This window comes from Clostridium sp. (assembly GCF_036643715.1).
Lineage (GTDB): Bacteria > Bacillota > Clostridia > Clostridiales > Clostridiaceae > Clostridium.
Window position 1 is genome coordinate 80,466 of record NZ_JAVXRL010000002.1, and the last position, 22,259, is coordinate 102,724.

At 27.5% G+C, this 22,259-nt stretch carries 25 protein-coding genes and 1 riboswitch; of the genes, 4 read left to right on the forward strand and 21 right to left on the reverse strand.

Annotated elements, in window-relative coordinates; translation table 11 throughout:
• Window positions 1–68: 68 nt before the first annotated feature.
• From RSF37_RS01235 to RSF37_RS01255, 5 genes are all read right to left on the reverse strand, one after another.
• Window positions 69–1,463 (reverse strand): NCS2 family permease, encoded by a 1,395-nt coding sequence (locus RSF37_RS01235; RefSeq protein ID WP_332562554.1) that lies wholly within the window; start codon window positions 1,461–1,463, stop codon window positions 69–71.
• A gap of 75 nt (window positions 1,464–1,538) precedes the next feature.
• Window positions 1,539–1,640: riboswitch (purine riboswitch) on the reverse strand.
• 54 nt (window positions 1,641–1,694) lie between these two features.
• Window positions 1,695–2,111 carry a DUF3592 domain-containing protein gene (locus RSF37_RS01240; protein ID WP_332562555.1) on the reverse strand — a complete coding sequence of 139 codons (417 nt, stop codon included), beginning with the start codon at window positions 2,109–2,111 and terminating at the stop codon, window positions 1,695–1,697.
• Between the two features lie 162 nt (window positions 2,112–2,273).
• Window positions 2,274–2,771: a flavin reductase gene (locus tag RSF37_RS01245; protein ID WP_332562556.1), complete on the reverse strand. Its 498-nt coding sequence runs from the start codon at window positions 2,769–2,771 to the stop codon at window positions 2,274–2,276.
• 38 nt (window positions 2,772–2,809) lie between these two features.
• Entirely contained in the window at window positions 2,810–3,679 is an 870-nt protein-coding gene (locus RSF37_RS01250; RefSeq protein ID WP_332562557.1) for an NAD-dependent epimerase/dehydratase family protein, read from the reverse strand.
• A 126-nt stretch (window positions 3,680–3,805) separates the two neighbouring features.
• Window positions 3,806–4,018, reverse strand: coding sequence for a hypothetical protein (locus RSF37_RS01255; RefSeq protein WP_332562558.1), 213 nt, complete (start codon window positions 4,016–4,018; stop codon window positions 3,806–3,808).
• A 149-nt stretch (window positions 4,019–4,167) separates the two neighbouring features.
• On the opposite strand from RSF37_RS01255, the gene RSF37_RS01260 reads away from it, so the two are divergent.
• A complete protein-coding gene (locus tag RSF37_RS01260; RefSeq protein WP_332562559.1) occupies window positions 4,168–4,299 on the forward strand; it encodes a hypothetical protein in 132 nt (43 codons plus the stop codon).
• A gap of 52 nt (window positions 4,300–4,351) precedes the next feature.
• Here the strand turns inward: RSF37_RS01260 and RSF37_RS01265 are convergent, their stop codons facing one another.
• Window positions 4,352–4,567, reverse strand: a complete 216-nt coding sequence (locus RSF37_RS01265) for a hypothetical protein (protein ID WP_332562560.1) — start codon at window positions 4,565–4,567, stop codon at window positions 4,352–4,354.
• An 84-nt stretch (window positions 4,568–4,651) separates the two neighbouring features.
• A complete protein-coding gene (yaaA, locus tag RSF37_RS01270) occupies window positions 4,652–5,416 on the reverse strand; it encodes a peroxide stress protein YaaA (protein WP_332562561.1) in 765 nt (254 codons plus the stop codon).
• A 106-nt stretch (window positions 5,417–5,522) separates the two neighbouring features.
• Between yaaA and RSF37_RS01275 the strand changes: the two genes are divergently transcribed.
• Window positions 5,523–5,951, forward strand: a complete 429-nt coding sequence (locus RSF37_RS01275) for a hypothetical protein (RefSeq protein WP_332562562.1) — start codon at window positions 5,523–5,525, stop codon at window positions 5,949–5,951.
• A gap of 43 nt (window positions 5,952–5,994) precedes the next feature.
• Here RSF37_RS01275 and RSF37_RS01280 read toward each other — a convergent pair whose 3' ends face one another.
• A complete protein-coding gene (locus tag RSF37_RS01280) occupies window positions 5,995–6,777 on the reverse strand; it encodes a nitroreductase family protein (protein ID WP_332562563.1) in 783 nt (260 codons plus the stop codon).
• 325 nt (window positions 6,778–7,102) lie between these two features.
• Between RSF37_RS01280 and RSF37_RS01285 the strand changes: the two genes are divergently transcribed.
• Window positions 7,103–8,398, forward strand: coding sequence for an acetyl-CoA hydrolase/transferase family protein (locus RSF37_RS01285; protein ID WP_332562564.1), 1,296 nt, complete (start codon window positions 7,103–7,105; stop codon window positions 8,396–8,398).
• A gap of 14 nt (window positions 8,399–8,412) precedes the next feature.
• A complete protein-coding gene (locus RSF37_RS01290; protein ID WP_332562565.1) occupies window positions 8,413–8,601 on the forward strand; it encodes a hypothetical protein in 189 nt (62 codons plus the stop codon).
• 51 nt (window positions 8,602–8,652) lie between these two features.
• Here the strand turns inward: RSF37_RS01290 and RSF37_RS01295 are convergent, their stop codons facing one another.
• From RSF37_RS01295 to RSF37_RS01355, 13 genes are all read right to left on the reverse strand, one after another.
• A complete protein-coding gene (locus RSF37_RS01295; protein WP_332562566.1) occupies window positions 8,653–9,090 on the reverse strand; it encodes a hypothetical protein in 438 nt (145 codons plus the stop codon).
• Window positions 9,091–9,207: 117 nt separating this feature from the next.
• On the reverse strand, window positions 9,208–10,404 hold the full coding sequence (gene trpB, locus RSF37_RS01300) for a tryptophan synthase subunit beta (RefSeq protein ID WP_332562567.1): 1,197 nt from the start codon (window positions 10,402–10,404) through the stop codon (window positions 9,208–9,210).
• Between the two features lie 457 nt (window positions 10,405–10,861).
• On the reverse strand, window positions 10,862–13,036 hold the full coding sequence (locus RSF37_RS01305) for a DNA topoisomerase III (RefSeq protein WP_332562568.1): 2,175 nt from the start codon (window positions 13,034–13,036) through the stop codon (window positions 10,862–10,864).
• A 107-nt stretch (window positions 13,037–13,143) separates the two neighbouring features.
• Window positions 13,144–13,365, reverse strand: a complete 222-nt coding sequence (locus RSF37_RS01310; RefSeq protein ID WP_332562569.1) for a DUF454 family protein — start codon at window positions 13,363–13,365, stop codon at window positions 13,144–13,146.
• 59 nt (window positions 13,366–13,424) lie between these two features.
• Window positions 13,425–14,336 carry a tetratricopeptide repeat protein gene (locus tag RSF37_RS01315; RefSeq protein ID WP_332562570.1) on the reverse strand — a complete coding sequence of 304 codons (912 nt, stop codon included), beginning with the start codon at window positions 14,334–14,336 and terminating at the stop codon, window positions 13,425–13,427.
• 142 nt (window positions 14,337–14,478) lie between these two features.
• Window positions 14,479–14,634: a zinc-ribbon domain-containing protein gene (locus RSF37_RS01320; RefSeq protein ID WP_332562571.1), complete on the reverse strand. Its 156-nt coding sequence runs from the start codon at window positions 14,632–14,634 to the stop codon at window positions 14,479–14,481.
• A gap of 190 nt (window positions 14,635–14,824) precedes the next feature.
• The gene (locus tag RSF37_RS01325) at window positions 14,825–15,715 is read right to left on the reverse strand and encodes a hypothetical protein (RefSeq protein ID WP_332562572.1); all 891 of its coding nucleotides are present in this window, start codon (window positions 15,713–15,715) and stop codon (window positions 14,825–14,827) included.
• A 46-nt stretch (window positions 15,716–15,761) separates the two neighbouring features.
• Complete coding sequence (locus RSF37_RS01330; protein ID WP_332562573.1) at window positions 15,762–16,034, reverse strand: ArsR/SmtB family transcription factor; 273 nt, start codon at window positions 16,032–16,034, stop codon at window positions 15,762–15,764.
• Window positions 16,035–16,038: 4 nt separating this feature from the next.
• Window positions 16,039–18,354, reverse strand: coding sequence for a bifunctional glutamate--cysteine ligase GshA/glutathione synthetase GshB (gshAB, locus tag RSF37_RS01335; RefSeq protein ID WP_332562574.1), 2,316 nt, complete (start codon window positions 18,352–18,354; stop codon window positions 16,039–16,041).
• Window position 18,355: 1 nt separating this feature from the next.
• On the reverse strand, window positions 18,356–19,711 hold the full coding sequence (locus RSF37_RS01340; protein WP_332562575.1) for an MATE family efflux transporter: 1,356 nt from the start codon (window positions 19,709–19,711) through the stop codon (window positions 18,356–18,358).
• Between the two features lie 103 nt (window positions 19,712–19,814).
• Window positions 19,815–19,994: a hypothetical protein gene (locus RSF37_RS01345; RefSeq protein ID WP_332562576.1), complete on the reverse strand. Its 180-nt coding sequence runs from the start codon at window positions 19,992–19,994 to the stop codon at window positions 19,815–19,817.
• Between the two features lie 137 nt (window positions 19,995–20,131).
• Entirely contained in the window at window positions 20,132–21,025 is an 894-nt protein-coding gene (locus RSF37_RS01350) for an aldo/keto reductase (protein WP_332562577.1), read from the reverse strand.
• Window positions 21,026–21,067: 42 nt separating this feature from the next.
• Window positions 21,068–22,135, reverse strand: coding sequence for a hypothetical protein (locus tag RSF37_RS01355; RefSeq protein WP_332562578.1), 1,068 nt, complete (start codon window positions 22,133–22,135; stop codon window positions 21,068–21,070).
• Between the last annotated feature and the right edge of the window lie 124 nt (window positions 22,136–22,259).

Below are 22,259 nucleotides of genomic sequence, written 5' to 3' on the forward strand. Positions count from 1 at the left end.
TTATAATAAATATTAATATAAAAAAAATCAACCTATACATCAAAATGTATAGGTTGTTATCTTTAAAATTAATCTGGCATTAGTACAAACCTTAAAATAAATAGTATTGCAAATACATATAAAATTTTATCAACTTCTTTACCTTTTCCAGTTGCTATCTTAACTACTGGATAGAATATCATTCCAATTGCTATACCGTTAGCAATTGAATATGTAAATGGCATCATAGCAATTGTAAAGAATGCAGGCACTGCTTCTGTAAAATCACTAAAATCTATTTCTGTAACTGCGCCCATCATTAAAATACCAACTATTATTAAAGCTGGTGCTGTTGCACTTTGAGGAACTATTCCAACTAACCCACTAAAGAATAAAGAAAGTGCAAGCATTATACTTACAACAACGTTAGAAAGACCTGTTCTTGCACCTGCTGCTATTCCTGAAGCTGATTCAACGACTGTTGCAAGTGTTGTTGTTCCAAGTAATGCACCACATGTTGTTCCAACTGCATCTGAAGTTAATGCCTTTCTTAAATTCTTAACTTCACCATCTGATTCAATCATTCCTGAACTTTGTGCAGTTCCAAGCAATGTTCCTATAGTATCAAATAGATCAACTAAACTTAAAGTAATTACAACCATAAATACAGTAAGTAATGCACCTAGAAATCCGTCCCCACTACTTGTTAACAATCCTTTTAAATCCATTGCAAAAAAAGTAGATCCTATTGTTGGCATTGAAAATAACTTTATTCCACTTAAATTAGTAACACCCATTGGTATACCAATTAAAGTAGTAATTATTATTGAAATAAGCATCGCCCCTGTAACTTTTCTTGCCATAAGTATAACACCTAATGTAATTCCAATAATAGTTAATATAACCGCCTTATCTTTAAAATCACCAAACGCTACTAAAGTTCCAGGATTTGCTACAACAATTCCACCACTTTTTAATCCTATTAATGCTATAAAAAGTCCAATCCCTGCTGTTATTGCAAATTTTAAATTTTTAGGTATTGCTTTGACTATCTTTTCTCGAATTGATGTTAATGTAATAATAATAAATAGAATTCCTGATATAAATACTGCTGCTAACCCTTCTTGCCAAGTAAAATCAAGCTTTATACATATGTTATAAGCAAAAAATGATACTAATCCAAGACCTGGCGCTAAAACAAATGGCAAATTTGCATGAAATGCCATAATTAAAGTACCAACTGCTGCAGCTATGCAAACTGATGCAAAAGCTGATGCTATAATTGGATCTTGAGCCATTGTTATATTAGCCGCTGCATCACCTTTAACTCCAAGTGAATTCATCCCACCCATCTTTAATATGTTAGGAATAACTAAAAGTGCATATGCAAATGTTACAAACGTCGTAAGACCTCCAATAACTTCTGTCTTTACGTTTGTCTTATTTTCTTTTAGTTTAAATACTTTTTCTAAAAAATTTTTCATTTGTTTTCCCCCATAATTTATTTAAAACAAAAAAACTAGCCGGTTTATGAGGTAAACCAATGCTAGTTAAACTATACATATATTTGATTTACCCATAGCGAGAAAATTAATGGTCTTCTCGTAGAAACCTCTGAACCGTATTATCAGAATTATATGGGACTTCGTATTTTTATTTTACGTTATTATACAACAATTCGGTCTCCATTTGCAATGTAAATTTTTTCATATACATTATATTAAAAACAATGTAAAGGAAAACACAAAAAATAATACTGACATTATCATTAATGTTAGTGGCAATCTAAAAAACTCCATTTTATCATCTACATAGAAATCATTCGTGTTTTTCTTGTTATAAACAACTTTAATCTCATCACCAACTTTTAAATCTCTAAATTTCGTTCCACTATCATGAAGAAATTTTATTATTTCCCCCTCTATTGTTGTAAACTCAATAACTTGTTTATATAAAGTAACAAATGTTACTTGATTAAAATCATCTAATATCGCTTCATCAGACTTTTTAAGTTCTAATACATTCCCAATAACTCTAATACCATTTCTATAAATATTATATTTCATAAAGAAAGTAACTATTGTGGCTAAAAACAAAATCCCTCCTATAGTTAGTAGCACGTATCCCTCCATATAACACCCTCCCTTATAACCTTATATTATATATTTATTATTTCGCTACTACACTTTATGATAACATTTACAATTTTGTGATTATTAATATTTTCTATAATTTATAGTTAATTTTTTAAGGAAAAAAGAGTTAACTTATAAAAAGTTAACTCTATATACTAATTAATATTCTTCTATTATTTCACCAAAATACAGTATATGTCCTTTAGTCTCTCCTTTATAAAAAGTATCAATTAAATCTTTATCAAAGTTATTAAGATCCATCTCATTTTTATAAAGAATTTTACATTCATAGTATTTATCACAACCTTCTATAATAGGTGTTGCAACACTCTTTGACTTAACAAATTTAATGTTTGACTCTTTTTCCTTATTTACATCTCTTCCTGATTTTGTTCCACATATTTTCAAAGCATCTTTAAGTTTTCCATCAAATGGTATACTTACAGTAAAACTTTCACCATTTTTTAAAAATTCATTAGTATATCTACTTTTTCTAACTAATGCCATAAACACAGGTCTTCTCCACATGAATCCTATACTTCCCCAACTTATAGTCATAGTATTTGCATAATCCATGTTTCCTCCTGTTAAGAAAGCTCCACTTATATGAAGATTCTCTAGTGAATCTTCTATGTCTTTAGTAAATTTATTTTCCATATATTACTCCTCCTAAGGTGAATTTATAATTAATAATTTTATTTATAACATTTAATAACTTCTTTAAGTTCGCTTGTAATATCTTTAAATCTATAACCACCAAGTTCCATTATATTCATAATATCTATAGTTAGTCCTAAATAATTATTGTAAGGTGATGTTTTTTCATCATCTTCTTTTTCATTAAGTACTGCCTCTTTATCGTATTCCTTTTCAATAATTTTGACAATATCTCTTAGTGATATTTCTCCAATACATGATGCATTTACAGGTGCATTTATATCTTTATTTAGTAACCATGCTAAAAATACCCCTGCTTCATTTTGAGTTATTAAATTCATACTTTCATCTAATTTAGTTGAAGCTATAGCCTGTCCGTTCTTCACTCTTTTAACATATGTTAAAAGTCTTTCTGTATAGTCATCTTTTCCTATTACAACTGGGAACCTAACGGATACAACTTGGAATTTTGCATTTTTATAAAGAGTTGCTTCCATAAGTCGCTTTCCTTCACTATATGAAAATTCCTCTCTCTCCCCCATAATGATCTTATACTTATTTGGGTTAAATGCAGTTTCTCTTAAACTATATCCTTTATCGTACACTGAAACTGAAGAAACTACTATATATTTTTTAGTTTTTTCTTTTAAAACTTTGCACATTCTTTCTGCATCTTTTGAAGAATAACATATAGTGTCATAAATAACATCATATTTTTTGTCAATAAGCGCATCTTCTAAAGCCTTTTCATCTCTTTTATCAACTCGTATACGTTTAACTCTACTCCCAAACCTATCTTCTCTAATTCCTCTAGTTGCAATTGTTATATCATGTCCATTAATTAAAAGTTCCTTTATAAGTTCTTTCCCAAAAAATCTTGTTCCACCAAAAACTAATACTCTACTCATAAGCATTATCCTTTCAAAATTAATATATCTATTAAATTTTTTTAATTTCCCCTAAATATATAATACCATATTAAAGTATTTTATCCAATCATTGTAAAAGAAAAACAACTCATATATTTGAGTTGTTTACATAGCTAAAAACATGTTAGCTAAAATTCTAAACAGAATAAACAATGCAACTGGTATAAGCACAACTGCAATTATCATATATCTACTTCCTTTTTTATTCATCTCTTTTAAACTTTCATCATTATTTTCATCTATTTCTCTGAAAGTTTTAATAGCTTTTATGAAAAATGTTATTATAACAATAATTACAACTAATAACATTAATGGCATACAGTAACCCTCCTCATTTATAATATTATTACTTCCATATTAACACATTTATATATATTTTATAAATCCATATATGGTTATGTATAGATTATTTTCATTAAATGATTTAAAATAAAATATATTAAATTTTAACTTAGGAGGTAATTATTATGACTATATTGTTTTACTTAGCAGTATCTCTTCCTTTGATATTAGTTATAGCATTAATTTTATATAATATATCTCGATTAAAAAATTCAAGAGATAATGCACTAAAAAAAAGAGATAACTTAAAAAAATAAAACAGAGCTTTATTAAGTATTCATAGGAAATATTTAATAGAGCTCTGTCTTTTTATTTAGCCATTGCCATAAAAAACATACCTAATGTTAGTAATAAACTAATAGGAACTAATATAACTGAAGCTATCATATACTTTTTAGCTTTCTTCCCCTCGACTTCTAAGTTACCTTTATTATCATTTATTTTCTTAAATATAGATGTTGCTCTTAAAAATAATATAAGCATTAAAATAACGATAAATATATTAACAAAAACCAAATACATCATAATAAGTATTTCCTCCTTTTATTCTATTTTCACACTATTATATTAACATATTTAATCATACAATTTATGTTAATATAATTAAAATTATTCTAATATAAATACAATTTCTGAATTATTGCTCAAATCTTCTCTATATTTATATCCTTCTTCATTAAATTTTTTTAATGTTTCAATATCATTAACCTTATTTTTCATAATATATGTTGCCATAAGTCCTCTAGCTCTTTTTGCATGAACGGTTACTACTTTATATTTACCATTTTTAAGTTCTTTAAATACTGGCGTTATAACCTTTATTTTATCCATATTTTTAAGTTTTGCAGATTTTGAGTATTCATTAGAAGCTAAATTGACTAATATATCACTTGCACTTTTCTTTATATCTATCATAAGTGCATTATTTATTTTATTATCCCAAAAACAATATAAGTTACTTGAATCTTCAATTTTAAGTTTTGTCCCCATTTCTAGTCTGTAATTATGTATTAAATCAAGAGGTCTTAAAACTCCATAAAGACCAGATAGTATTCTAAGGTTATTATTTGCATATTCTAGATCGTCTCTATCATAACTTTCAATATCTAACCCTCTAAAGGCTTCCCCATTAAACCCTAAAACACATGGAAAAGTATTATTAAATTCCGTACTCCATCTATGTATATTTAAAAATGTTTCATCTCTTAATTTATCTCCAATTTTCATTAGCGATGCTATTTCATCTGGGTTAAATTCTTTTAGCCTATCATTTATTACTTTTGCCTCTTCCATATACATTGGCTTTGATTCATTTATATCAAAATTCAAAATTTTCTTTTCTATTTTTTTAGCTGGTGATAAAATTACTATCATTTCTTTTCCCCTTTATATATTAATTTGCAATTTCATTATACCATTTTTGTAAATACATAAAAAATACTATATACTTATACTAACATTTTAAAAAGGAGAATATTTTATGACAAACTTAAATGATATTTTAGGAATAAATTTAGAGGAAACACCTCTTTTACATATAGATGAGGAAATATTAATCAAATTAAAATCCTGTAATTACAATACACAAAGTGATTTTTATTTCTTTCTTGTAGATAAGATAAATAATTTAGATGTTACAAACGCTGTTCTTTTAGCACATTGTCACTTTTTAATGTCTTATTTTTTATATGTAATATTTACACCACTTAAGCATGAATCAATTGCATTTTTCCATGGTAAACGGGCTAATTCTTTAAATCCATCACTAAAATATAAAGAATGGCTTGTATTCTTTTCACTAAACTCAAATAACCTTTTTAAAAGATATGATCTTTTAAAACTTTGCGAAGAAGTTTTAGAATTAAATCCATCAAGTGAAATAGCAACTACAATAATGACACTTTATTAAACATAAAGGACAAGTTTAAAGCTTGTCCTTCTAACTAAATATATTATAAGTCTCTTCCATTAAAATTTTTTAATATTTGTCGTGCAGACCTTCCCATTTCTATAGAAAAATCTCCTCCAGTTTTCCTAGCATAATTAAACTGTCCAAAATTACTAGCTCCATATACATTCTTTTTTGAAACTTTATTCTCTTTTTCTTTAAACATATCTTTTAACTCATCTTTACTTAATTCTCTATATTTTTCATTAAATACTATATACTCTTTTTTAAATCTATCTGTTAATATCCTCTCTTTTCCCTCTTCATAATGCCCCATGCAAAGCATACAAGCCGGATAAACATACTTCTTCAAATTAAACATTTCTTTATGAATTTCATAATTTTCTATTATATCTCCAATATAACAAGACCCAATTCCTAAACTCTCAGCACATATTGAAGCTGTTTGTGCTGCTATTATTGCATCTTGCATTGAAAGAAATAACTCACCTTCATCAGGTTTTCTAAATATAATTTCATTTTCATTACAAAATTCTTTAACCTTACACTCATTATAATAATCATACCATCTTGATAAATCACCCAAAAATAATAAAATCGTATCTGAATTTTCTATAAATGGTTGGTTATCACAAGTCTTTGCTAGTTTTTTCTTTGTTCTTTTGTCTTTAATAATTAATATAGAATATAACATCATATTACCAGCAGTTGGTGCTCTCATTGCAGCATGTAATATAATATTTAACTCTTCATCTTTTATAACATTATCTTTACTATATTTTCTAAGTGACATCCTATTATTTATTAAATTAATAGTTTCATTCATATTATTACCCCCAATTTATTAGTATTATTTTATAAGCCCCATATATTTATTTTATAATAACTAAATTAATATGTAAATAATTCCATAAAATCAAAAAAACAACTCCGATATATCAATTTAAAAATAAATTGTAAACATTAACAAATTGTGTAGACTTTTCTGAAAATTCAGCATATAATAAAACCAAGTTAATAAATAAACGGTGTTTAGAGATTGAGAGTTATACACTAATTTTAGAAGTATTCATAGTATTTTATAAATTGTTGTGTGGCTTTTTTTTAACATTCTTTGTTAAAAATTTAACCACACTGAAGGAGGATTTTTTATGGATTATTCAAAAGAATATAAAGAAAAACTAATAACAGTAAAAAAAGCATTAGATCTTGTTAAATCTGGAGATGAAATAGTTTGTTCTCTAGGCCCTTGCGAACCAAAAGGTTTTTTATCAGAACTTCACACAATAAAAAACAGGGTTGAAAATGTTAATATTATCACAATGTTAAGTTTAAATGAATATAAATATAATACAGATGAAGATATGAAGGGCCACTTTTTCAACGAATCACTTTTCATGGGAGGTGCAGATAGACAAGCTAATTCTCATGGACTTGGCTCATATATTCCAACTCACTTAAGATATTCTGCAACAAAAAGATTAAAGTATAGAAAACCAAATATATTTATAGGCGCTGTTGCTCCTATGGACAATCATGGTTTTTTCTCCCTTTCTCTATCATTAGTTTACGAGAGAGAGAATATAGATAATGCCGATATTGTAATATTTGAAGTTAATGAGAACTTACCTAGAGTTCATGGAGATACACAAGTTCATATAAGTGAAGTTGATTATATTTTAGAAAATACAACAGCTGTAAACGAACTTGCAGTTTCAGAACCTTCCACTATGGATTTGAAAATTGGAGAATATATATCCTCCTTAGTTGATGATGGATCTACTATACAACTTGGTATTGGTGGAATTCCAAATGCCGTTGCTAAATCTCTTATGACTAAAAAAGACCTAGGTGTTCATACCGAGATGATTACAGAAGGTATAGTTGATTTATTTAATGCCGGAGTAATTACTAATAGTAAAAAAACACTTCATCCACACAAAATTATTGGTGCATTTGCACTTGGAAGCGAAAAACTTTATGAATTTTTAGATGATAATCCTTGTGTTGAATTAAAAAAGTGTTCTTATGTAAATGATCCTTATGTAATAAGTAAAAATAGCAAGATGGTATCAATAAATACAGCCCTTGCAGTAGATTTAACAGGACAGTGCTCATCTGAGAGTTTTGGACTTACTCAATATAGTGGAACTGGTGGACAGTCAGATACAGGAATCGGTGCTGGACTTTGTGCAGATGGGAAATCAATTATTGCTTTACACTCAACAGCAAAAAATGGAACAATTTCAACAATAACTCCATCTCATTATTTAGGTTCTGCTGTTTCTTATTCTAGAAATGATGTTGATTATATTGTTACTGAATATGGAATTGCAAATCTTTCTGGTAAAAGTATTAGGGAGCGAGCTGAAAGTTTAATTGAAATAGCCCACCCTAAATTTAGAGATGAACTTAAAACTTTTGCAAATGAAAATAAAATATGTTAAAGGATGTGTGTATTATGAACCCAAAAGACTCAAACAAAAATATGAATTCAAAAATAGATGGTTTAACAAATCAAGTTAGAATGCTTGAATTAATAATAAGAAACTCTTCATCCTGCGATGAAGCAATGCAATACTTTGGAGAAGGATCTCCTGATTATATAGATACAATTATAGATAATGCAACTCAAGTTTTAGGTGATTAGTAAACCTATACATTGATAAGGAGACCATACTAAGATGGTCTCCTTTTATTTCTATCTTGTTTCCATTAAATCCATTCTATCAGTTGTGTATTTTGATTCTTTATTATCTTCACTTTCTTTCTCATCATAAAAGGCTACTCCTAATATTTTTTCTTTTTTAATATCTTGCATAAATATTACATTCTCTTTTATATTACCTTTTTCTAAGTTGCAAGTATACAAAGCTACTTTTTTATCTAAATATTTTTCAAAATTAAAGTTATATTCTTCTGATTTTTCTAAAAATATTTCCTTTATAACTTTTTCATCCTTCGTCTTTAAATCACACTCTCCCATTTCAGCCATTGAGTTAACCCCTATAGTATACCCATTATCTTTTGCAAACTTTTCTATAACATTTTTGTTAGCTTCTTCTACCTTATTTTCTTTGCATGAAATTAATGATATACATAATAAAGAAGCTAAAAGTAAAGCAGTTATTTTTTTCATATAATCCCCTCTCTTTCTACCACTATCATGATACCATTATTTTACTATTACTTATATAATAAAAAAGCTTAAAATTTCTTAAAGTATAGTTAAGTAATTTTAAGCTTTTTTTAATACTTATTGTTTCTCTTTCAAGAATCTATTTATATTATCCATATCCTTGTCGCCTCTTCCTGATAAGTTAACTATTATAATATCTTCAAATGTAACCTTATTTTTTAATTTCTGTAAAAAAGCAATTGCATGTGCTGATTCTAATGCAGGTATAATTCCTTCTCTTCTAGTTAACTTCATAACACCATCAAATATAGCTTCCTCATCAGTAATACTAAAATATTCAGTTCTATTAATACTTGAAAGGTAAGCATGTTCTGGGCCTACTCCAGGATAATCAAGTCCAGCTGATATAGAATAAGCCTCACTTACATCTCCAACATCATCTTTTAATACATAAGTGTACATACCATGTATAATTCCCTTAGTTCCTTTAGCCATTGTTGCGGCATGATACGTTGTGTTAAGTCCAAGACCAGCTCCCTCAATTCCAATTAACTTAACACTTAAGTCATTTATAAAAGCATTAAAAATTCCAATTGCATTACTACCACCACCAACTGCAGCTATAATAATATTTGGTAATCTTCCCTCTTTATCTAATATTTGATTTCTTGCTTCTTCCCCTATTATTTTTTGAAAATCTCTAACCATTTTAGGATATGGACTTGGACCAACTACCGAACCAATTAAATAATAACAGTCATTAGCATTTGATGCCCAGTATTCTATTGCCTCATTTACAGCATCGCTTAATGTTTTATTTCCACTTTCTGCACTAACTACTTTAGCACCTAAAAGTTCCATCTTACGCACATTAAGTGCCTGCCTTTTTATATCACAAGCTCCCATAAATATAGTGCAATCAATATTAAATTTTGCACAAACTGTAGCAGTTGCAACGCCATGCTGTCCAGCTCCTGTCTCAGCTATAATTTTCTTTTTTCCCATCTTTTTAGCTAGAAGTATTTGTCCTATTGTATTATTTATTTTATGAGCTCCTGTATGATTTAAGTCCTCTCTCTTGAAGTAAACTTTACATCCAATATCTTCACTTATATTATCTGCATAATAAAGTGGTGTTGGCCTTCCAGAATATTCTTTTAAATAATATAAATATTCATTTATAAAATCCCCATCATTAATATACTTCTCATAATTCTCTTCAAGTTCATCTAATGCAATTTTTATATTATCTGGTACAAACTGCCCTCCGAACTCGCCAAACATTCCTCTTAAATTATTATCTGTGTTTTCCATAATTAATACCTCCTAAATTTAATTTTATATAAAAAGGCACAAGTTACTCCGCCTTAAAAATGAGACGAAGTGACTCGTGCCACTCATTTTAAAATGTATGTAAAAAAATAAAACACCTCATCCTAAACTAGGACGAAATGTTATTTCTTTCGTTATACCACCTGTGTGCATACTTTTATCAAAGATACAGATATAAATCGATATCCTGTCCTTTTAACGGTAGACTTCCCGTAAAGTCCTACTCTAATACTTACTATTTCAGACAATCCTCTATAAGACCCATTCAACAATCTCTTAAAATATCTAGTTCTCACCACACTAGTTTCTCTGTAATTTCAGTTTTATTGTTTACTCCCTCTTATTTAAACGAGTTTTTATTTGTTTTATCTCATTATATGCACTATATAACAAAAGATGACTACTTTGAAAAAATATTTTCTAAGTAGTCACCAAAGTTTTATTTAAAATCTTTTAAAAGGGCAGCAAATGGATTATTAATATCCTCTTCAGCTTCCTTTTTCATTTTTTGCATTATTTTATTTGTTTCTCTTTTATTTACTTTATCGTTTTTATTAAATCTCTTTTTAAATTGAGATTCCTTTTCTCTAAAGCTACAATTAGTACCAGGACAAACATATATCTTTCCATCTCCTGAGCCTCTAAGTTCTAGCTTCTTTTTACACTCAGGGCATCTTGCATTTGTAAGTCTTGCTACATTTTCTCTATGTCCACATTCTCTATCTTGACATACATTCATAGTTCCATTTTTACCTTTAACTTCAAGCATGTACTTACCACACTCTGGACATTTTTTTCCTGTTAAGTTATCATGATGGAATTTTGAATTTTCTTGCTTTACAGCTTCAACTAAAGCTGTTGCATAATTTCTCATATTCTTTGTGAACATATTTGGATCTTCTTTTCCCTTTGATATTTTATCAAGTTCACCTTCCCACTTTGCAGTTAATAGAGGTGATTTTAATTCATTAGGAACAAGTTCCATTAATTGTTTTCCTTTTGAAGTTGGTACAATATCTTTGCCCTTCTTTTCTATAACAAATGAATTAAATAACTTTTCTATAATATCTGCTCTAGTTGCTACAGTTCCAAGACCACCAGTAGCTCCTAAAGTCTTTGCTGAATCTTTATCAACATTAATATATTTTTGAGGGTTTTCCATTGCTGATAATAATGTTCCTTCATTAAATCTTGCAGGTGGCTTTGTTTCTCCTCTTTTTTCAATAACTTCTTTTACTGTGAATTTATCACCTTTATTAAGCTTTGGAAGTTCTTGTTCTTTTATATCTTCATCTCTATCATCATCTTCTCTATCAAATACCTTTTTAAAGCCTTTTGATTTAACTACTTTTCCTTTAGCTATAAATCTTTCTCCATTTACATTACCTTCTAGTGTAGTTTGAATATATTCAAATGGTGGAAGCATAACTGATAAAAATCTCTTTACAACTAAATCATATACTTTTCTTTCTTCTGAACTTAAATTAGCTAAATTTCCTCTCTCTTCTGTTGGAATTATAGCATGGTGATCTGAAACTTTTGAATCATCAACGAAACTTTTGTTACCTCTAATTTCGCCTTTTAATAGTTCATTTGCAAGCATTCTATATTCACCAATTGCAATAGCTTTAAGTCTATCTTTTATTGTTCCTACAATATCCTTAGTTAAGTATCTTGAGTCTGTTCTTGGATATGTTAAAAGTTTATGATTTTCATAAAGTCTTTGCATTATATTTAATGTTTGTTTTGCTGAATATCCAAACATCTTGTTACAATCTCTTTGAAGCTCTGTTAAATCATATAATGCTGGAGAGTACTTTTTCTTGTTACTTTCTGTAACGCTAATAATATCTCCAATTTTACCTTTAATTTTTGATGCAACTTTATCGGAAACATCTTTATTAAACATTCTTGAGTTATTTTCTTTGTTTACCCAAGTAAAATTACACTTATCTGTTTTAATATCAATTGTATGGTATTCTTTTGGTTTGAAATTCTTTATATCTTCTTCTCTTTGAACTATCATTGCAAGTGTTGGAGATTGAACTCTTCCTGCAGATAATTGTGCATTATGCTTACATGTAAGCGCTCTTGTTACATTTAAACCAACAATCCAGTCGGCTTCCGCTCTACATTCTGCTGCATGATATAAATTATCATAAGATCTTCCATCTTTTAAATTATTAAATCCATCTCTTATTGCTTTATCTGTTTGAGATGAAATCCATAATCTTTTAAAAGGTTTATTAACATGTGCTTTTTCAATTATCCATCTAGCAACAAGTTCTCCCTCTCTTCCAGCATCAGTTGCAATGATTATATCACTAACATCTTTTCTAGTCATCTGATCTTTTACTGCTTTATATTGCTTACCACTACCTTTAATTACTGTAAGTTTCATATGTTTAGGTAACATAGGTAATGTTTCCATACTCCATTTTTTCCATTCTGGATTATATCCTTCTGGAGCATCTAGTGTAACTAAATGTCCAAGTGCCCAAGTTACTATATATTTATCTCCTTCTAAGAAGCCATTTCCTTTTTTATTACACTTTAGAACTCTTCCAAGTTCTCTTCCTACTGAAGGTTTTTCTGCTAAAACTAATGATTTCATAAATATTTATTTCCTTCCTTGTTTTAAATTACTTATATCATTATACTACACTTATATACTAATTGAGTAATCTACTTTTTTAATGTATGTAAATATTTCCTGTAGACCTAATTATCTATTACCTTTTTCATATATTTTTCTAAATATTTTTTATATATTTTTGTTCCTTCTAAATATTTCTTAAACCTTTTAGAACCTTTAGTAAAACATATAGCAGATAGTCCAAGAAATACTGTCCCTGGTATTAATGGTATTACTGAAGTTATAATTCCTATAACTAAAAGAATAGAGCCTGCAATCATATAAAATATTTTTTTTATTATGTTCATAGTAATTCACCTTATTCCTAATAAATATATAATTATTATTAGGAATATTAAAAGTTTTATTATAAAAATTTCTCTTCATATAATGTTAAGTCTCTTATTATATCAAGTTCCTCATCTTTTTTCATGTACTCTATAAAGAATCCATCCATTTCAGTAGCTTTAATTATGTCATTAAGTGCTAATTCTTTATCTCCAATTAACGCATAAAAGCATGCTCTATTGTAATATAAAAATGCTTCATCATTATTCTCCTCTATTCCTTTTGTTATAACATCTATTGCTTTGTTAAATTCTCCCTTTTCTCTATATATAACCCCAAGGTTTAAGTGACTAAAAGAATACTTTGGATTTCTATTAATTGATTTTTCATAATAAGTCTTAGCTTCATCTATATTTCCCAACCTTTTTTCTATAACTCCCATATTAAATAATATTCTAAAATGATTTGAATCTATCTCTAAAGCTTTTTTATTATAATATTTAGCTTCATCTAATCTAAATAGTTCCTCCATAATACATGCAATATTAGCATTAGCCCAAAGGTCTTTTGGATTTATATCTAAAACTTTTTTATATAATTGTATAGCTTTTTCTTTATTTCCTTCTTCATCGTATATATTAGCTAAGAAAAAATATGCTTTATCATAATTATTATTAAGGTTAATTGCCTTTTCATAATACTCTTTTGCTTCATCATAAAAACCATCGTCATCATAAAGAATACCAAGACCATAAAATGCTCTTTCTTCCTCTTTATCTATTTCTAAAACTTCTCTATACTTTTCTTCTGCTAAGTCCATCTGTTCTAGCTCATGATATAAAAGTGCCATATCTAAAAGAAGTTCAATATCTTTTCTGTGACCTTCTATGTTATATGCTTTTTTATAAAACTTTAGCGCCTTAAGTGTATTTCCTTCTTCTTTAAAATTTCTTGCAACATTTATATGATTATTAAATAAATAATTACTCATTTTCCTTTGTAAAACCTCACCTTATAATTTTGTAATTTATTATACCATATCATTATATATTATATTTCATTGTTCCATATATAAAATACGAGCAAAAAAAAACCATAGAACATATCCGTTCTATGGTTGTAATTAACTAATATTATCTATCGTTAAATCTTTGTTTTCTAGCTCTTCTACAATCAGGACATCTTTGAGGTTCATTATCGAAACCTTTTTCCTTGTAGAATTCTTGCTCTCCTACTGTGAAAACAAATTCTTTTCCACAATCTTTACATACAATAGTCTTATCTTCCATTTTTCATTCCTCCAAAACATATAAAGTATTCTGACAATTAATATTTTAGATGTTTTTAAATAAACCTTAAAATATTAAACTACCAAGACTCTTTATTTAATTTACAATAATAGTATATCATAGAGAATTTACTATTTCAATATAGTTTTCAAAATATTCTATATTTTTAAACAATTATAATAATTATGTATTATTCTTTTATTATAAATGGTTGTAGCCACGCTCTAGCACCATCTTCTCTATATACTTCAACCCTTACATAACCTTCATTGCCACTTATTTTATAACTCCCTTTATTTCCTGTTTCCTCTTTTAATACAACGCCATCTTTACCTATAAATTTAAAATTCACATAAGGTACTCTATCATCTCCGTTTTCTAAAGATATAAATCCATTTTTCAAAGATATATTTTTCACTTTAATTCCAAAGCTCGCATAAAAACTTCCTCTTCTTAATGCATTAATTATACTTTCAATACTCTTCTCTTCGCTAAGAACCATATTATAAGCTCCTCCAACTCTTGAGAATATGTGCATATCATCATTTGCAAATCCGAAAACTTTTTTACCATCGCTTAATAGCTTATCCCAAATATCTGTTGCAACTGCACGACCTTTGCAATCCATTCTAACATTATTATTAAACACTTCAATTCCAGTGTATCCATTTAATTCTATTAATTTCTCATAAGTCCAATAGTCCTCTTCTCCCATATGAGGGTGACAAATTATATTTATTCCACCTTGATTTATTACTTTTTTAAATAACTCATTATGGTTATTGTCATCATCTAAATCATCGTTATATTCTGATATATTAATGCCTAAAGTTTGATGTTTATGTCTTTTATGTTCCACACCTTTAATTAATAATATATCCTCTCTATCTTCATAATCACTTAAATCTGTTAACTCATAATGATCTGTTATTGCTAAAAAATCATACTCCATTTTATAAGATGTATACATTTTAACTATATCCTCTAATTCATAATGGCCACAGGGACTGTTTTTAGTGTGTGTATGAAGATTCCCCTTATAAAATTCACCCTTGTAATCATATGGATTTAAAACTTTCATATATTCAATTTTGCTCCTTCAATTTTTCTTTTGTTACTTCGTATGTTTAGCTATTATTTACTACTTCTTCAGCTAAACGTATAATTTCTTTTATTCTATCATCTTTTAGACTGTAATATTGGTACATTCCTTCTTTTGTTGATTCTACTAAATGAGCACTTTTTAATATTTTAAGATGTTTTGATATGTTAGCTTGAGAGTAATCAATATTTCTATTTATATGGCACACGCATATAGGCCCGTCATATAATTGCTTTAGAATTTGTATTCTTACAGGATGTGCTAAAGCTTTTAGCACATCACTAGTATTATCAATCATATTATTAAACCTCGCCAAATAGAAGCTTTAATACTTTTTCTGATACTTTTCTGTTAATACCTTTAAATGGATATGAATGAATGTGTATTGCAGGATTAAAGTTAACTTCTATTATTCCATAGTTATCTACAGTAGCCTTTTCTTTTATATTACTAATCATCATATCAACACCTGTTATTTTTGCATTTACACTCTTTGCTGATTTAATCGCTATTTCTTTGTAAGAATCATCAATATCATCTGTAAAATCTATACTATCTCCACCTGTACTTATATTTGAGTTTTCTCTTAAATACACTATTTCATCTTTTAATGGAACATATTCAAAATCTTTTTTGCTCTCTCTTAAAAATATAGCTTCTGCTTCTCCTAAAGATATCTTCTCAAGAGGAGTTTTATAGCCTTTTCCTCTTAGTGGATTTTCGTTTTTTTCTTCTACAAGTTCTCTTATAGTTTTAATTCCATCTCCTGTTACATTTGCAGGAACTCTATGAAGTATTCCACACACCTCATCATCTATAACTAAAAATCTATATTCTTTTCCATGAATAAATTCTTCGACTAATATTTCATTATCATTTTCAAATCCAATTTCAACAGCTCTTTTATATTCTTCTTTTGAAAATTCATTCTTAAATATAGTTATTCCTATTCCAAAATTAGTTGATTTTGGTTTAACAACTATTTGTTTTCCACTATATTTATAAAAATCTTCTAATGCATCTTCAATATTTTCATAATATCCACCTTTTGGAACTCTTATATTATTTTTTTCTAAAACAATTTTTGTAACAAGCTTATTTTCCATTATTAATGCTGTTATGTAAGCATCTTTTGAAGTTTTTGTTGCCTGTTTTACATACTCTATATGATTACTTTTCTTAAGGGATATAAAATTGTCACGCCTATCTAAAACATTAAATTCTATTCCGTGTTTCATTCCATCTAATATAAGTATTTGTGTTGATAATTCTAAATCCTCATACCCTTTTAACTTAAATACATTCTTTTCACTAATTTTTAAATAATCTTTTGCTAAATCCATAAAATAATCAATATAATCCGATTTCTTCATTTCAGCCATAAGCTTACTTGCAATTGTATCTTTGTAATTTTTAAATCTTTCTTTTGAAATAGTAATGGCTCTTTTTATATCTTCATTCCCTTTAAATATCTTATCTGCTAATAGTTCCATTTCTTCAAGTACTTCAAGGCCTTTAACTCTAAGTCCAACTTCTTTTCCGCCTATATTAATTAAATTGAATTCATTATTTTCTATAGCTCTATTTTCATTTAAAACATATTCATCATGGAATGCTGATGTATACTTATAATCTTCAGTAAATAATGTAAATAGTATAAATATAAATATTAAGTTTAATGTATCCTTACTTATTCCAATTGGGCACAGTGGATCTAAATCTAAAAGTCTTATTTCTATATACTTAACACCAGGTTCTAAAAGAATATCAAGCATATCTCCATCTTCTTTTGTTTTAAACCTTATTGGACTATAATATTCCCTTGGTCCTTGTATACATTTATCATTAACTAAGTTTTTAATATCATTTACATATTCATTTACATTATTGTATGATACATAAAAATCTTCTAAATTTTTATAACCACATTCACTATTTCTAAGAGAATTAACCCCTTTAAAGTAATAATCATCTTTCCCTATTTTTTTAACAGCTTTCTTACAAGCTCCTTTATAACTTTTATGAAATACTGGACTTGCACCTGTTAAATATATTAATAGCCATTTATATTTTAAAAGATTTCTACCTATTTTAAAATATATTTCATTTTTAAAATCTTTATAGCTAATATTTAAATGAGCTAGTGAATATAACTCTTTTAGTAATTCTTCATCAAATGAAAAATTATAATGAACTCCACTTACTAATTGTCTTTTAGCTCCATATTTTTTCACAAGTTCTTCCCTGTATAATACTTCTTCTTTTTTATGAAGCTTTGCTACAGGAATTTCATTATCATTTGGTATTATAGGAGGGTTACTTTGTGGCCAAAGATATTCTCCATCTAATGATGTTGTAACTATATTATGTAAGTTTTCCATAAAGTCATAAACTTCATTAATAGACTTACAAGCTGGTGTAACCATCTCAACTTGACTTTCTGAGAAGTCCCTTTTAATATAAGGATTTTCTTCCTTAAATATTTTAGGGTGTTTAGTTAATGCAAGTTTACCTTTGCTATCTACTCTTAAGTTTTCTTTTTCTAAACCAAAATTACTTTTTACTAATCTTTTATTAAAATTATTTTCTAATATTAAATTTAATAATTTATTATACATATTAAATTCCCGCCTCTCTTCTATCTCTAAAATTCAATTTCTTTAGTCCTATAAGAAATAATGTAACTAATATTACACCCTTGAACAGACTACTTACACTTATACTCATCCATATACCATTTAACCCAAATAAGCTAGGATTTGATAAAAATATTGCCATTGGTATTCTAAGCGCAGTGAAAGCTATACTTATAATTGGTGCAACATACGTTTTACCAATTCCATTAAATGCTCCAACTGTTAATAACTCCATACACATAAATACTTGTGAAAAAGCAAGTATTCTCATATAAGTACTTCCCATTTCTAATGCATCTCTTTCTGATAAAAATATACCAAATATCTGCTTTGGAAATATCAAAAATATTACTGTTATAAAGGTTCCAAATAATATTGTAAGCTTTAATGATTCATAATATCCTTTTTTTATTCTATCTCTTTTATGCGCTCCAAAATTTTGTCCCATAAAAGCTGCAATAGCTCCTTGAAGTCCACCAATTGTAATATATGATATTGATTCAATCTGAACCCCAACTTTCTGTACAGCAATAGCTGTTGAACCAAAATCAGAAACGATTTTTGCAATAGCAATAGATATTAAAGTAAATATTACTCTTTGGGCTGTTATTGGCAAACCCATTTTTATAACACTTATACTTCTATCATAATTTAATTTTATGCCACTTTTAAGAAAAGATAATCTTCCGTTTGAAGTTTTTATAAATATTAAAAATACTACTATCCTAGCCACTAAAGTTGCAATTGCAGCTCCAATAACCCCAAGTGGTTTTATAGGACCAATTCCAAATATTAAAATTGGGTCTAAAATTATATTAAAGAAAAATCCAATAGTATTAGCTACAAATGGCATCTTACTTTCACCATAACTATTAAATATAGTAGTTAATAATGAATTTAAGTACATAAATATAATACCAATTGCTGATATTACTAAGTAATTTACCGCCATTTCAGAAACATTTTTTGGAAGATCGTAAAAATCTATTAATCCATTTCTACAAATAAAAATAAATATCATATATAAAATAGCTAATATAATACTTAATATTATTCCATTATGAATATACACTTTTGCATCATTGCTTTTTCCAGCACCAATTGCATGAGATATTTTAACTCCAGTTCCAATTACAATCAATGTAGAAAGTGCCATTGCAAGATTTATAAAAAAGCTTGCTGTTCCAATTGCTGCAACAGAATCACTTCCAAGCCTTCCAATCCAAATCATATCAATCATCCCATAGGCTGTTTGTATAAAATTTGTTCCTATAATAGGAAGCGATAATTTAAGTAATGATTTTGTTATGTTTCCTTCTGTTAAATTTATACTTTGCATATTTAATACCTCCACTATATAACTATATAAGAATATAGTTATATAGTAAAGAAAATTTTTATTATTTTTTAAATTATAAATTTAATATGATATAAAATGTCAATTAACAGTTTCTTTGTATGAAGTCATAAAAGTCCTCTTTTAGTGTTCCATTATTAATATAATAATCTGAAACTGCCTTTTCCATTTCTTCGATTGAAGTTCCTTCTTCTTCGTTACCTAACTTTTTATACTCATTTCTTATTTTATTTTCAATCTCCTTTGTTCTTTCCTTTATAGACATAGTATGTACCTCCTTATATATAGTTAATCAATTTATACTATATATACTAAACCTATTTTATGTTATTAATTTAAACTTTTTTTAAACATATAAAAAACTTGCCTTATAGCCACAAAGGAATAAGACAAGTTCTATTTTTAATCTATATTTTTTCCAAGTGAGCTTTGCCATATTTCATAAAAATGGCTTTTTGTGAAGTTAAGATTCATTCCATTTATTGCAGAATCAAGTCTTTCAATCTTACTTGAACCTACTATTGGCATTATTTTTGATGGATGCATTAAAAGCCACGCATATATTACTTCATCGATTGAATTTGCTGATATTTCTTCTTTAATTCTCTCTAGTGTTCTTCTAAGTCTAACCGCTTGTTCATCAGTTGATGTAAAGATCCTTCCTCCAGCAAGTGGTGACCACGCCATAGGATGCACTCTATTTTTAAGGCAATTATCTAAAGTTCCATCAATAAATGGATCTAAGTGTAGGGGCGATACTTCTATTTGATTTGTTACAAGTGGCACATTAGTATATGAACTTAACATATCAAATTGTGAAGGCTTGAAATTTGAAACACCAAAGTTTCTTACCTTTCCATTATTTTTTAAAATATCAAACGCCTCTGCAATTTCTTCTGGGTCCATTATAAAATCTGGTCTATGAATTAATAATAAATCTATATAATCACTTCCAAGTCTTAATAATGAGTCATCCACAGATTTTAATATATGTTTTTTTGATGAATCATATTGAAGCATATCATTATCTTTAAAAAGTGGACATACAGGCTTTATTCCACACTTAGTTACAATCTCCATCTTTTCTCTTATAGAAGGCTTAAGTTTCATTCCATCGCCTTGAAGACTTTCTGCCATATATATATCTGCATTATCAAAAGTAGTAACCCCTCTTTCGATGCATTCTTCTATAAGCTTTAATGTATCTTCATTACTAAATCCCCAGTGGCTTAATCTCCAAAACCCTTGTATTATTCTAGACATTGAAAGTTCTTCATTTACTTTAACTCTTTCCATTTTAAAACCCCTCTCATCTCATAAGTTTCTTATTATTTTACATCATTTCTGTAAACTTTTCCATAGTATTTTTTTCTCATATTCATAAAAGCTATTTTCTAAATATTTTTTAAGCTTATACGAGATTATAATAAACTCATTTTCTAATATAGAAATCTCTTCTTCTATCTTTTGAGTTTTAGATATCCCTCCATATCCCGCTTTAAAAATAGCGCCCATAATACCATATGAATTCTTTTCTTCTTCAAAATTTATACTATCTATAAGCTTTCCTATTTCACTGTTATCACCTTTTTGTAATGTCTCGTTTTGTAGATTTTTAGACGTTAGATCAAATATATACCCATTTTTATAATAAAGTGGTTTAAACCTTTTAATTATAGTATTTATATCTACTATATAACTTTTCAACTCAATGAATAATTCTTTATTAAATTCTCCCTTTGTCCTCTTTATAATACTTTTACATACATCTTCATTATAGTTTGAATCTTTTGCTTCCATCCTTAATTTGTTCATAATACAAAATATACTTCTTATGCAAAAACCAGAAAATTTTTTAGGCATATTTACTTTATAACTACTCCAAATTGATTTATATAGCATTATATTTATTTCCTTATCATTTAAATCTTCAAAAGAAATTACTTTTAAATTTTGTATATTACTAAGATTTTTCTTTATAACTCTATTTTTTTCATTTTCTATACGCTTATAAGTTGGAGTTATAACAACAACTGGTACATTACTATCATTTCTTATACTACAAAATTCCTTAATATAGTTATTTTCTAATGCTTTATCAAATTTAGAAATACATACAAATATACAATTAATGGACTCCTTAATATTTTGACCCCCATCGTTGTTATCAATTAAATGCTTACACTCTTCCCACGTCTTGTTTAATTTTTCATAATTAAAGGCTAGATTATAATAAATAGAATATTCAATATTACTTATATCATTTCTAAACCTTATTTTTTCAAGCTTTACCTTTTCATTGTTATAGTCTAAACCTTTTATAACATTTTCTCCTATAACATTATTTATAATAGTCTTTCCTTTTAAAAACTCATCTCCTAAAAAAATCATATTTACTTTTAACATATAAGATAACCCCCACTAAAACCTATACTAATATTATTAAACAATTTGGATATATATGTAAAGTACTTGTATAAAATAAATAATATTAAAAAAAGCCTAAAAAAATCTTTTTTAGACTTTTTAG